The organism is Flavobacterium sp. H122, assembly GCF_004959765.1.
Classification (GTDB): Bacteria; Bacteroidota; Bacteroidia; order Flavobacteriales; family Flavobacteriaceae; genus Flavobacterium.
This window is the reverse complement of record NZ_SJZD01000001.1, coordinates 204,742-218,489: the sequence shown is the minus strand read 5'-3', so window position 1 is coordinate 218,489 and position 13,748 is coordinate 204,742. Positions and strand designations below refer to the sequence as shown.

The window sequence follows — 13,748 nt, the reverse complement described above, 5'->3', positions numbered from 1 at the left end:
TTTTTTTGAAATTACATTTTTTATTTCATTTTGATAACTGAGAAAACTGAGCGTCGGTTTAACTGATGCGCTTCTTCAGAACAGTCAATACCATCTTTACAATCATTGACTAAATTATACTCTCCAAATCCTTCGTGCTTTTTAATTCGTTTTGGATCCACACCTCTGGAAACCAAATAATTGTAAGTAGAATTCGCTCTTCTTATACCAAGTGCTTCGTTGTATTTAAAACTACCGCGGCTGTCAGTATGCGAACCTATTTCAATTTCCATTTGAGGGTATGTTCTCAGTAATAAATCAGCTATTTTTTCTAATTCAACACCAGCATCATTCCTAATATTGTGTTTGTCGAAATCAAAATAGATGTTTTCAATATTGATTTCGGCCAGAATATCTATATCCTGAACAGGATCTAACTCAAAATCAACCTGAACAAACGCTTTCCCTTTCGAATTTCTTGTATCTGCCATTTTAGAAGGTTCAGGTTGATATTTTGGATGTGACACTTCCACAGTATATGTTGTTTCTCTATCAGCGGCAATACTGTATTTTCCTTTTTCATCTGTCAATAAATCGGCTATTACATTACCGTCTTTATCTTTGATTACAATTTTTGCATCTTTAACCGGCTGTTTGTTAATTACATCTGTTACTACACCTTTAATTGAAAAAGGCGGAATTCTATCAAATCCATAAATATCATCATCTCCTTTTCCGCCTTCTCTATTGGAAGATATAAAACCAGTTTCTCCGGAATCACTTAAGAAAAATGAAAAATCGTCCATTGGTGAATTTACAGGTACACCAAGATTGATTATCTCTTGTATGTTTCCTTCATCATCAAGTACAGTAGTAAAAATATCCAATTGGCCTAAACCCTGCAGTCCGTCAGAAGAAAAGAATAAATTTCCGTCACTATGCACAAATGGGAATAATTCATTTCCTTCGGTATTAATTCTATCACCAAGATTTACAGGTGTGCCATATGAATCACCGTCAACAGAGACTTTATAAATATCGGCTTTCCCTTTTCCTCCTGGCATATCTGAAGAGAAATAAAGAGTTTTTCCATCTGCTGTAAGGCTTGGATGTCCTACGGAATAATTGTTGCTGTTAAATGGCAATTCTTTTATATTTGACCATTTGTCATTGTTATCCAGTGTAGCTTTGTAAATTTTGAGATTGTTTGTACCGGTGTCATCTTTTTGTTTTTTTCCGTCAAAAAAGTTATTCCGGGTAAAGTACATAGTCTTCCCATCTTTAGAGAGCGATACTTGTCCTTCATGAAATCTTGTGTTAACATCACCATCAACTTTTTCAATATCTTCGAATTTATCACCATTTCTTTTTACGTCATATAAATCCAAAAAAGGCTGTTGGTTCCATGCGTATGTTCTTTTAATCCCGACTCCCTTATCGCGACTCGATGCAAATATTATATTTCCATTTTTTTCAATTGCACCAAAATCACTTAATTCAGAGTTAAATGGAACTGATTTTGAAAAATACTGTTGTTTCAGACCATAAATATTGGTTAGGAAATTTTTGTCTTCAATGATTCTTTGAGTTCTTGAATCTGTAACTCCGGTTTCTTTGTATTTATTAAGCCAAACTTCAGATTCATCATATTTTTTCAGCGCTCGTAAAGCCAAGGCATATTTTAGATAATATTCAGGATCAATATTAGGTTGTTTAACTGCTTCGGCATAGTAAACTGACGCGTTTTGCGGATCGCGCAGCATTGAATAGCTGTCACCCAGTCTTCTTTTTGTGTATTCAACATTATAGTTGTTGGCTAAAATTTCTTTGTATACTTCAATAGCTTTTACATAGGAGAAACTGTTGTATAAAGCGTCTGCTTTTTTTTGTTTGCTAAATTGAGCTGAAACTGAAGGAACAAACCCAAAAATGAGTATAGCTGTAAGGATGTGTATTGCTTTTTTCATAATTCAGTCATTTAGATTAGAAATAACGTGGTGATTTATATTTTGACTGGTCAAATTTGAAGTCAAATATTAGAAATACTTCATGAGTTCCTGAGTTGTAAGGTTTAATGTCCGAAATCGGATAGTCATATGCGTAACCTATTCTCAACTGTTTTGATATTTGAAAATCGGCTAGTGCTCCTACGGAATCGTCTACTCTATAGGATGCACCCAGCCAAAGTTTTTCATTAAATAAAAAGGATAATGTACCATCTACAGATAAAGGTGCTCCTTTAGTCATTTTTACTAAGGCTGTCGGCCGCATTTTGACACTTCCGCTGTTATTAATATCAAAAACGTAACCCGCGATGCCATAAAAATGTGATTGCTCCAAGGCTCTGTAGAAACCATCTTTATTGTAATCATTTTCTATTAATCTGGGAGATGAAAAACCTAAGTACCATTTTGGCTGATGTAAATAAATACCAGCACCTAAATTTGGTGTCCATCGATTCAGTTTGTCCTGAAAATAAGGATCATTGTACACATCAGGATTATTAAACAGAGCTTCGTCAATTGAATAATTGCTGAAACCTCCTTTTATCCCGAAAGCCAGTTTGGTTTCTATCCCTAAATTTACCGTATATGAAAAATCAGCGTAGACATAGGTATTATGTTCATCACCCAGTTTATCATTGATGAATGAGAAACCTACACCAATTCGTTCGTTTCTAAGAGGGGAGTGGATTGATAAGGTTTGTGTAACCGGACCTCCATCCATTCCAACCCATTGGCTTCTGTGCAGTCCAACAATAGTTAATGCTTCACGGCTCCCTGCATATCCAGGATTAACTGCTATGGTATTATACATATATTGGGTAAATTGTGGTGTTTGCTGTGCAAAGGCACAGATATTTACTACACCTATAACAAAGGTTATTATAATACGTTTCATATGGTGTTAGTTTTTGGTTCCTAAATAAAAATAACCGTTTTTGGTGTCTTCATGCTCTCCATTTGATCTGGCTATAATATCTACTATATAGTAGTAAGTGCCTGATGGTAAGTTACTTGATGAAATAGCTTTTGTTGCATCACCACTCCAGTTATTTTGGTAATTATTGTTTTCATATACCATTGCACCCCAGCGATTGAAAATTTTGATTCTGTAATCAAAACATGCTGTTTCAGATCCAACAATTTCAAAATAATCATTTATACCATCACTGCCGGGAGTAACTACTTTTGAAAATTTCAGTACTCTGAAGTCACAAGGTAAAACTTCTCCACAGTCATCATGTAAATTTATATGTACTTCAATTACTCTAGGACATGGTAAATCAGTGATAGTATACTTAAATACAGCAAAGAATCCAGGAGTAAAACCATTCGGGTTGAAGATGCTGCCAGTTAGTCCGCCAACATTATTAACATCTTTCCAAGTACCGCTTTTCTCAATGTTTGGATCCAAATAATTGAACAAATCAACTGGTCCGTTACTTATACAAACGCTTTTTTGAACATTGGAAAAAGCTTCAATAGTTACGTTTATTGTTCTATTTATTATTTTTTCATTCTTGCAATCATCAGTTGCTATCCATTGTTGATTTAACGTGTATCCATAATCAGTTACATTAATTGGAGTATTGTTTGATTGAGATGGAACAACAGTAACTTCTGAACATCCATCCTGAAATTGAGGCGAATCATTTGGAATATTTGAACAAGAAACAGAAATTTCAGTTTGAAAATCTTGAACGAGGGTTGGCGGTGTTGTATCTACAATAGTGAAAGTAGCCGAAGTTTCAGAAATGTTGCCGCAGGCATCTTTAGCTGTGAAAGTCACGCTAGCCGACCCAGTTGCGCCGCATCCGTCCGAGAATACAGGAGCAGAGTGAGACCAGTCAGTTACCGCACCGGAACAGTTGTCTGAAGCCGAAGCGCCTCCGTGGGAATCCAGCCATGCCTGAAGCTCGGCAGTATTACCGTTACCGTCACATTCCACGGTTTTATTGTTAGCCTGAACGTCAATTACAGGGTCAATAGTATCAGCAATAGTGAAAGTAGCCGAAGTTTCAGAAATGTTGCCGCAGGCATCTTTAGCTGTGAAAGTCACGCTAGCCGACCCAGTTGCGCCGCATCCGTCCGAGAATACAGGAGCAGAGTGAGACCAGTCAGTTACCGCACCGGAACAGTTGTCTGAAGCCGAAGCGCCTCCGTGGGAATCCAGCCATGCCTGAAGCTCGGCAGTATTACCGTTACCGTCACATTCCACAGTCTGGTTGGAAGCTTGGATATCAATAGTAGGAGGAGTAGTGTCATTTATAATGATATGTTGCGCACATGTTGCAACTTGGACATTATCAAAAAATATAGTATAGGTTCTTGTAAAATCTGCGCCATCACCATCACCACATACAGAAGTATCACCAGAATCAATACTTGTCATTGTAACATTTTTTCCACATGCATTTATTGTAAACACATCATTTGGATTGGAAAATGCCACAGGAATTGAACAGCTTTGACTTGTTACATCATTTAATTTACATACTGCTGAAGGTACACAACAGGAAGAAACATTAATTGTTTTATTTGTTGTTACAGTCGTTGCAGGTGAATTACTGTCAGTTATTGTTAACGATACAGCATAAGATCCAGCACCACCATAATTAGAAAAATCAATTGTTAAGGGTGAACCAAAAAATGGGGAATCAGGTAGACTTACATTGGATATAGGGACACCATCTTTTGTTATGTCCCATTTAATCAAAGTATAAGGTAATACACCTCCTGTAGTGTTGGAGGTAAATGTATAGGTTTGCGCCAAATTGTTTGGGGGACATGTACCAATTGATGTAAAATCAGGTCGGATAGGAGTGATAACAACAAAATTAGTACTTAAATCATATTTAAAACAATGAGGTCCCAGTTCGCAATCCCCTTCATTACAAACGTTTGTACCGGCTGAATTTCCCCAGCCGATAATTATGTTTTTTAAAGAAAGAACTTCACCGCAATTCCATTGGATAGAATTTGGAGTATTGGGCATGTAAATATAAAATTCTCCATTACTTGTAGTGGCACAACTCTCATAAGAAATATGCTGCTGGAAAACATTATCTACATAAATGTCAAATTCGACATGGGTTCCATATCTGGTAGCGGCATTTTGATCGAGAGTTACTTTTAAATATCCATCAACAGGAGTACCACTCAAACATGATGTGGGCAGGGGTAAATATCCTCCGTTTCCATCAAGTGTTGAGGAAACTAATTCAATTTTTTTAATGCTTATATCACTTGAAGTACAAGTGTTGCATTCATAAGCACTTTGTGCATAAATTGAGCAATTGAGAAGTATTAAAACAAAACTAAAAAACAGTTGTTTTACACCAAATCCTGATAATAGCAAATGAGTATAATTTTTCATAAGCTTAGCATTTTTGATTAAAAAATAGCGATAATGACTCGGTTATAACTGAGATAGTTATAACAATAATTGTTTGCTAACCAATAAACTGATTGATTTTTGGGTTAAAACGAGTCGTAAATTCTGGTGTGGTATTTTGAATTTACTTTATATGTTGGAAAATTTATTAAAAGCTTTTCTTACTTTTAACATTGTAAATGTATTATATAAAAATTTAACGTAATTTTTTTTAGCAATATTTTCGATAAAGTTGCATTTATCATCTGTGAATTAACAATTTTTTTGTAAACGTTAACATTTGGTAACCAAATAATCAGGTCTTAATTAATCAAATTTAAGGAATCATGAAATCACTAATTTTAGTTAGACACGCAAAATCCAGTTGGGAATTTTCATTGGAAGATAAGCAAAGGCCATTAACAGAAACAGGTATAAAAGCTATAAAAAAAGTAGGTAAAACAGCACAAAATTTTGTAAATGAGGATTTTACGATTTGGAGCAGTACAGCAAAAAGAGCAAAGGAAACAGTATTGCTTTTTGTTGAAAATGCTCATTTAAAGCCGGATTCCATAAACTTTATAGATAATTTATATACTTTTAATGAGAGTCAACTGGAAAATGAGATTAAGAAATGTGATAATTTTGTTAATAAACTAATTCTTTTTGGACATAATGAGGCTATTACAAATTTTGTCAATAAATTTGGGGATGAATACATTTTTAATGTGCCAACAGCCGGACTTGTGTTCTTACAATTTGAAACTGATAATTGGGAAAACATTAACAAAGGAAAGATTATAAAAAAAATATTTCCAAAAGAGTTAGATTAATATGCCGTTGACAAAAAACCGCTATATAGACCGAGAGAAAAGTTGGTTAGCCTTTAATTTCAGAGTTTTACAGGAAGCAGCAGATGAAAAAGTTCCTTTGCTGGACCGTCTTCGTTTTCTTGGAATTTTTTCAAATAATTTAGATGAATTTTTCCGTGTCAGATATGCTGCCATCCGTCGTTTGAACATGAACGGATTAAGTGGTGAAGATATTCTGGGAGGTATTTCCTCACAGCAACTATTAAAAGACATAACAGAAACGGTTATTGACCAGCAATCTGAAAGTTTACGTATTTTAAGTATCATTGAAAAAGAGCTTGAAAAAGAAGGGATATATATTATCAATGAAACTGAAACCAATAAAGAACAGCAAAACTTCTTACGTGAATTTTTTAATCAAAAAGTAAGTCCTGAGCTCGTTACCATTATCTTGAATGATTTGGACGAGTTTCCGTTGCTTAAAGACACTTCGGGTTATTTAGCCATAAAAATGGTTATGAAGCCTAAAGAAGACGCTTCATTACTGGAAAAAATGAAGTTCAAAAAAAATGTGCGCTACGCAATGATTGAAATCCCTAAAACAATCAACCGCTTTGTTGTTCTTCCGTCAAGTAATGAAAAGCAGTATATCATTATGCTTGATGATGTTATCCGTTATAATCTTCATCATATTTTTAACATTTTTGAATACGAAAGTATTTCTGCCCACATGATTAAAATTACCCGTGATGCCGAATTAGAATTAGATTCTGATTTGAATAAAAGTTTTCTTGAAAAGATTTCATCCGGAGTTAAAGACAGAAGAATAGGTGAGCCGGTTCGGTTTGTTTATGATCAGACCATCGAAAAAGATACACTGAAGTTTTTTTTAAAAAGAATGGCAATTGCCTCAAAGGAAAGTCTGATTCCCGGCGGACGTTACCATAATCGTCGTGATTACATGGATTTTCCTAATTTGGGAAGATTTGATTTATTGTATAAAGCTAATGTCCCGCTTCGTGTTGACGGATTAAGTTATGAGGGAAGTATACTGAAAAGTATTGAGAAAAAAGATTATTTGGTTAATGCACCTTATCAGTCGTTTTCATACATTATAAAGTTTTTACGTGAAGCCGCTCTGGATCCTTATGTAACCACAATTAAAATCACTTTATATAGATTATCCAAAAATTCTCAAATTGTAAGTTCGTTAATCAATGCCGCAAAAAACGGTAAAAAGGTAACCGTACAAATTGAGTTACAGGCACGTTTTGACGAGGCCAGTAATATTTCCTATGCCGAGATGATGCAAACAGAAGGTATTGAACTCATCTTTGGTGTAAAGGGATTAAAGGTACACAGTAAAATATGCTATATTGAGCGTATCGATGAGCATAGTAAATTAAAACGTTACGGAATTATTTCTACAGGTAATTTTAATGAGTCCAGTGCCAGAGTATATACTGATGTAACTTTGTTCACGGCACACCAACAGATTTTGAAAGATATGGTTAAAGTTTTTGAGTTCTTTCAAATCAATTACCGTGTGCACCGCTATAAACATTTAATAGTTTCTCCGCATTATACGCGTTCAAAATTTACAAAATTTATAGATAGAGAAATCTCAAATGCTCTTACAGGAAAACCTGCTTATATAAAACTAAAAATGAATAGTTTATCGGATAATAAAATGATTGATAAACTATACGAAGCCAGTAATGCAGGTGTGAAAATCCAATTGATTATCAGGGGGATTTGTTCCTTAATACCCGGAGTACAGGGAATGAGTGAAAATATTGAAGCGGTTTCAATCGTTGATGCCTATTTGGAACATTCACGTGTGTATATATTTTGTAATGACGATAATCCTGAGGTGTTTATCTCTTCAGCCGATTTTATGACCCGTAATCTGGATGCACGCGTGGAAGTTTCGTGTCCGATTTATGATGATATCATTAAGAAAGAGCTGATTGAAACTTTTGATATTGGCTGGAAAGGAAATGTAAAAGTTCGTTTTCATTCAGAAAAATTAGACAATAAATATCGTCTTAGAGAAAATAATCCTGTTTTTAGAGCTCAACAGGAAACATATTTATATTATAGAGATAAGATAGAAGTTGTAACCGAAAAGATTTAAAATGTTTGCTGATGATTAGTATTAAAAAATATGCTGCTATCGATATAGGGTCAAATGCCGTACGCTTACTGATAATGAATATTGTAGAACAGGAAGGTAAAGAACCACAGTTTAATAAAAGTGCCTTGTTTCGTGTGCCAATCCGATTGGGCCAGGATGCTTTCACGGTAGGTGAAATTACTGAGGAAAATATCCATCGTATGGTTGATGCCATGAAAGCTTATAAACTTTTAATGGGAGTTTATAAAGTTGAGCAATATAAAGCCTGTGCAACATCAGCAATGCGTGAAGCCTATAATGCAAAAGAGGTTGTAGATATTGTAAAGAAAAAAGCCGATATAAAAATTGATATTATAGATGGTAAAAAAGAAGCGGCTATTATTGCTGCCTCTGATTTGCATTCATTTATAAAAACCGAGCAAACCTATCTATATGTGGATGTAGGTGGAGGAAGCACCGAATTCTCTTTGTTTAGTGAAGGAAAAATGGTGGCTTCCAAATCGTTTAAAAACGGAACGGTTCGTTTGTTGAACAATATGGTAAATGATGTGGTTTGGCAGGAAATAGAAAAATGGATTAAATCGGTGACTGAACCTTATGAAGATATTACTTTGATAGGTTCCGGCGGAAATATTAATAAGATATTCAAGTTGTCCGGGAAAATGCAGGACAAACCACTTTCATATATTTATCTGAATACACAGTATCAATATTTGAATTCGTTGACTTATGAACAGCGTATTGCCGAATTAGCCCTAAATACTGACCGTGCCGATGTAATTATTCATGCCTTACGCATTTATTTGAATGCTATGAAATGGAGCGGTGCCAATAAAATTTATGTTCCGAAAATCGGACTTTCAGACGGAATTGTAAAAGCCATGTATAACGGAAAAATATAGTTAAATAAATAAGAGCCCTGAATTTCAGGGCTCATATTTTATATCAAATTATCTTTTTTATTACTCTTAGTTTGTGGGTATGTCTGTTTTGTTCGGAATTATATATTCCTAAATGATCCAATCTGTCAATTCTAACTTTTCCACTCGCGTGAATGATGTAGTTGTTTTCCATGATGATTCCAACATGGATAATGTTTCCTTCTTCATTGTCAAAAAAAGCTAAATCGCCGGGTTCACTTTCTTCAATAAAACTCAAAGCATCCCCTTGTGAAGCTTGCTGAGAAGCATCTCTTAACAATTTATAGCCATTTAATTTATAGACCATTTGTGTAAAACCGGAACAATCAATACCAAAAGGTGTTTTGCCACCCCACAAATAGGGAGCATGCAGATACATGTATGCTGTATTGATAATATTTGATTTTGGCTTTACACCACTTACTTTTAAACCTTCGAAATTAAAGTTTTCCGAATTTATTTCAGGATAATTCAAAAAACTTAATGAAGCACCCAAAGGTATAGGCATAAGTAAATTCTCAGATGAAGTGATGTATTCAATCAAATCGGCATTCAAAACAATATTGTCTTTTGATAAAAGCAAGAATTGTTCTTCAGTTATGGATTTGTATTGTTTGTTATCAATCCAACCTTCGTAGTCATCATAAGCCAACTTTATTTTTGACCATTTTTGGTCTTGTTCTAAAATTTGAAAATGCTCACCAAACAAAACTTGGGAAACAAGTTCACTTCGGTCGCTGGGTTCAAATCGTAAAGGAATATTGGCTAGATTACAAATACCAAACATTTAATTTAATTATGAGTTAGGAGTTATAAATTATGAGTCATAAGAACGAAACTTATAACTCATAACTCACAACTTATAATTATTTATGCTTTTTCAATAACAATTGCTGATGCACCGCCACCACCATTACAAATAGCTGCAGCTCCTAACTTGGCATTATTTTGCTCAAGTACATTGATTAATGTCACGATTATTCTCGCTCCAGAACATCCTAGAGGGTGTCCTAACGATACGGCACCACCATTAACGTTAATTTTGTTGTTATCTAATCCTAAAATTTTTGCATTAGCTAAACCAACAACTGAGAAAGCTTCGTTGAATTCAAAGAAATCAATTTCTGATAATGAAAGTCCAGCTTTATCCAATGCTTTCGGTAATGCTTTTGCAGGAGCTGTAGTGAACCATTTTGGTTCCTGAGCAGCATCAGCATAGCCTTTAATGTATGCTAATGGTTTTAAACCAAGTTCATTTGCTTTTTCTTCGCTCATTAAAACTAAAGCTGCTGCACCATCATTAATTGTAGAGGCATTTGCGGCAGTCACAGTTCCTTCTTTAGTGAAAACAGGATTTAGAGAAGGAATTTTATCAAGCTTAACATTAGTGAATTCTTCATCTTTTGAAACTACAATTGGATCACCCTTTCTTTGTGGAATGGTAACTGGTACAATTTCGTTGTCAAATTTACCAGCATCCCAAGCAGTAGCAGAACGTTGATAGGATTGGATAGCAAAATTATCTTGCTCTTCTCTTGAAATATTATATTCAGCAGCACATAAGTCAGCACATACTCCCATTGCATTATTGTCATATGCGTCAGTCAGACCATCTTTTTGCATTCCATCTAATAAAGAAGTCGGGCCAAATTTAACTCCATTACGCATATGAACATAGTGAGGAATTAATGACATATTTTCCATACCACCCGCTACAACAATTTCTGCATCTCCACACATAATTGCCTGAGCACCCATCATAACAGCTTTCATACCTGAAGCACAAACTTTATTTACGGTTGTGCAGGCAACTTCGTTAGACAAACCAGCAAATAAAGCAGCTTGTCTAGCGGGTGCCTGACCTACACCTGCCTGAACAACATTGCCCATATATACTTCACTTACTAATGCCGGATCTAAATTTATTTTACTTAAAGCACCTTTAATAGCAACAGCACCCAATTGAGGAGCAGTAACACTTGATAATGCACCCATGAAACTTCCTATTGGAGTACGTGCAGCCGATACTATAACTACTTTTTTCATTATTCTTTGTTTTCAAATTATTTTGTGCGAATTTAATAATTTAAAACCAATTTGAAGAATATAACTTGTCAAAGTTAGATTGTTCATAGGTAATGGGATGTAAATAATGGAAAAAAGCATGAATATTGTCTTTTTAATTTGAAAAAAATCAAAAAAGTTTATTTCTATAGTATTGATTTTAAGTTAGTTTAAAAAATAAGTGAAAAATATTGTAAAAAAAGCATGAAAAAACTTGGTAAAAACACTTTCTTGCCTTAGATTTGCAACCGCAAAAAAGGTCAAGTTCTTTGCAACAATTGGAGAGGTGCCGGAGTGGTAACGGAGCAGATTGCTAATCTGTCGACGGGTAACTGTCGCCAGGGTTCGAGTCCCTGTCTCTCCGCTTTTTTGTCCTCGGGGTGTAGCGTAGCCCGGTCATCGCGCCTGGTTTGGGACCAGGAGGTCGCAGGTTCGAATCCTGCCACCCCGACTTTACGGAGGTCGTCTCGTTTAAAAACGAGACCACCCCGACAAGAAAATAAATTGTTTTAGTTTACTAAAATGAGGTCCAATAGCTCAGCTGGATAGAGCAACTGCCTTCTAAGCAGTAGGTCTCAGGTTCGAATCCTGATTGGATCACATATAATCCGTAAAGTATTGATTTTCAATAATTTACGGATTTTTTTATGGATTCGAACCTGTTATATAACTTATTGATTATCAATATTTTGAAAATAATAAAACTAATTTATTGACTTTTTCGCCACTTTTCTGACACCATTTTGCCACTTTATTTTTTCCATAGATCAGAATTTCAAAGAACGGTGTTTATTAATGATTGGTAAAGGTAGGTTTGTTAAAAACTTCTTGACTTAACTAAAATTTTTTTTCAATATGTGTAAAATCCTCTAGAAATTGACACGATAAAAAATATGTGACAATGAAACTAACAAAATACAATTCTTAAAAGAAACGGCTCCAATTGAGCCGTTATTTTTTTTAAATTTTTCTTATAAACAATTTAGATATTTTACACTTCAGTTGTTGAACTTCCATTTTTGCTAAAATTAGGAATCTTTCTATCTAATATTTCTAAAAGCTTATCTTTAAATCCTGGCACATTATCAATTGCATTTTTAAATTGTTCTGATTCAAAAAGCTCTTGCCAAGGACTACCGTGTGTTTTATCATCCATCAATCTTAAAGGAGCTTCTTCAAGTCTTGTTACAGCAGAAGTAAATAGCCTTAATTCTAAATGTTGATCAAGTCGCTGGGCTTCTTTTTTATAGCCTTCGTATGCCTTAGCTACTGAAGCTTTAAAACCGTAATCTTCAGCTAATTTAAATCTCTGTCCGATTTGTTTGGTGGCTATCCAAGCGAACCAGATTGGTGCTCCGATACTTAGAATTGATAATACAAACTCCATTATAACATAACTAGTGTTTATGTTGGTTGTTTTTAAAAGCTGTGTTAATGTTTCAAATCGAACTGAACCAATTGAACCTCCAATTGCTAAGGCTAAAAAAAGTAAAAAAACCCACTGCCACATTGATGTTGTAAGTGAAGTGGCACGTGATTGAAATGCAGAAGCTAAACCTTGAGTATTTGTAATTCTATAAGCATCTTCACAGCGATCAATAATTTTTTTTGCTTCATCATTCATTTCTTTGATGCTCTTGTAATCTTTATCTGAAACCTTGTGAAGTTCATTAATCTTTTCAAACAATAAAGCAGATTCATCTTTGTTTTTTTCTATATTTTTTTTAGCGTTTTTAATTACCGTTAAATCTTCGGTTAAATTTTCTATAGCACTAGTAGCTTCTTGAATCATCTTTAGACTTTTTGAAATATCTTGTTTATCAATATCCAATGACTCTAATTCTGTTTGTAATGTTTTTAGCTTTTTTTTTAGCTTTGGAGGAACGGCTCCTCTTTCTTCTAAATATTCCCAACTAAATATTGGTGTCAACATTGATTCAACCCACGTCATTGTTGTTAAAAAAGTCCCCGTACAATCTTTAGAATGAGTTGAAAATAAGTTAGGAATAACTTGATTGTTTAATCTTTCTATTCTTTCAGGGATATTTGTAAGTCTTAAAAGTAGTTCTTCAGGTAGCGCTTCTATATTTGCACTTTTTATTCTATCACTTAAATTACCAGGAATATGAGCTAAATCTTGTTTTGTTAAATGTGGAGCTAGCCAATTTCCTATGCCATCTGACACTACGCTATCTTTTCTAAAAGAACTTATAATTTTATTTGATAGGCTGTCTAAAGCATTGCAAATTTCAAGTAGTTTTTCATCCATTTGTTTAAATGTTTTAAATGTATACTCAAATATACAAATTTAATAATGTCAGAAGTAGATTACTTTTTTACTTAGTTTTTATTGCGCTATGTAATATTGTGTTTATTGTTTTTAAGATTCTGTAGCTTTTTCAATGTGTATTAGCATATTGTTAGAGTTAGTTTTTTTTGCTAAACTTGTCATCAAACCAT

General features: G+C 34.3%; 9 protein-coding genes and 3 tRNA genes. 6 read left to right on the top strand and 6 right to left on the bottom strand.

The features are described 5' to 3' along the window. Positions 1-20 precede the first annotated feature (20 nt). From EZM65_RS01100 to EZM65_RS01090, 3 genes are read right to left on the bottom strand one after another with little or no spacing between them, the layout of a single operon-like run. Entirely contained in the window at positions 21-1,946 is a 1,926-nt protein-coding gene (locus EZM65_RS01100; RefSeq protein WP_136666674.1) for an OmpA family protein, read from the bottom strand. Positions 1,947-1,962: 16 nt separating this feature from the next. Further along, complete coding sequence (locus EZM65_RS01095) at positions 1,963-2,880, bottom strand: type IX secretion system membrane protein PorP/SprF (protein ID WP_136666673.1); 918 nt, start codon at positions 2,878-2,880, stop codon at positions 1,963-1,965. A 6-nt stretch (positions 2,881-2,886) separates the two neighbouring features. Continuing rightward, positions 2,887-5,358 (bottom strand): gliding motility-associated C-terminal domain-containing protein, encoded by a 2,472-nt coding sequence (locus tag EZM65_RS01090; RefSeq protein ID WP_136666672.1) that lies wholly within the window; start codon positions 5,356-5,358, stop codon positions 2,887-2,889. Between the two features lie 344 nt (positions 5,359-5,702). Here EZM65_RS01090 and EZM65_RS01085 point away from each other — a divergent pair, with 344 nt between their 5' ends. From EZM65_RS01085 to EZM65_RS01075, 3 genes are read left to right on the top strand one after another with little or no spacing between them, the layout of a single operon-like run. Beyond that, on the top strand, positions 5,703-6,188 hold the full coding sequence (locus EZM65_RS01085; protein ID WP_136666671.1) for a histidine phosphatase family protein: 486 nt from the start codon (positions 5,703-5,705) through the stop codon (positions 6,186-6,188). A 1-nt stretch (position 6,189) separates the two neighbouring features. Continuing rightward, positions 6,190-8,304, top strand: coding sequence for a polyphosphate kinase 1 (ppk1, locus tag EZM65_RS01080; protein WP_136666670.1), 2,115 nt, complete (start codon positions 6,190-6,192; stop codon positions 8,302-8,304). Positions 8,305-8,315: 11 nt separating this feature from the next. Beyond that, positions 8,316-9,206, top strand: a complete 891-nt coding sequence (locus tag EZM65_RS01075) for a Ppx/GppA phosphatase family protein (protein ID WP_136666669.1) — start codon at positions 8,316-8,318, stop codon at positions 9,204-9,206. A gap of 43 nt (positions 9,207-9,249) precedes the next feature. On the opposite strand, the gene EZM65_RS01070 is transcribed toward EZM65_RS01075, so the two are convergent. Then, positions 9,250-10,011 carry a C40 family peptidase gene (locus EZM65_RS01070; RefSeq protein WP_136666668.1) on the bottom strand — a complete coding sequence of 254 codons (762 nt, stop codon included), beginning with the start codon at positions 10,009-10,011 and terminating at the stop codon, positions 9,250-9,252. An 83-nt stretch (positions 10,012-10,094) separates the two neighbouring features. Next, positions 10,095-11,273 (bottom strand): acetyl-CoA C-acyltransferase, encoded by a 1,179-nt coding sequence (locus EZM65_RS01065; RefSeq protein WP_169051621.1) that lies wholly within the window; start codon positions 11,271-11,273, stop codon positions 10,095-10,097. Between the two features lie 295 nt (positions 11,274-11,568). On the opposite strand from EZM65_RS01065, the gene EZM65_RS01060 reads away from it, so the two are divergent. The 3 genes from EZM65_RS01060 to EZM65_RS01050 all read left to right on the top strand — a co-directional run bounded on the left by EZM65_RS01060 (position 11,569) and on the right by EZM65_RS01050 (position 11,888). Beyond that, positions 11,569-11,652 (top strand) — tRNA-Ser (locus EZM65_RS01060). Between the two features lie 12 nt (positions 11,653-11,664). Continuing rightward, a tRNA-Pro gene (locus tag EZM65_RS01055) sits at positions 11,665-11,739 on the top strand. 75 nt (positions 11,740-11,814) lie between these two features. Then, positions 11,815-11,888: transfer RNA gene (locus EZM65_RS01050), tRNA-Arg, on the top strand. A gap of 391 nt (positions 11,889-12,279) precedes the next feature. On the opposite strand, the gene EZM65_RS01045 is transcribed toward EZM65_RS01050, so the two are convergent. Further along, entirely contained in the window at positions 12,280-13,557 is a 1,278-nt protein-coding gene (locus tag EZM65_RS01045; RefSeq protein WP_136666666.1) for a hypothetical protein, read from the bottom strand. Positions 13,558-13,748: the final 191 nt, after the last annotated feature.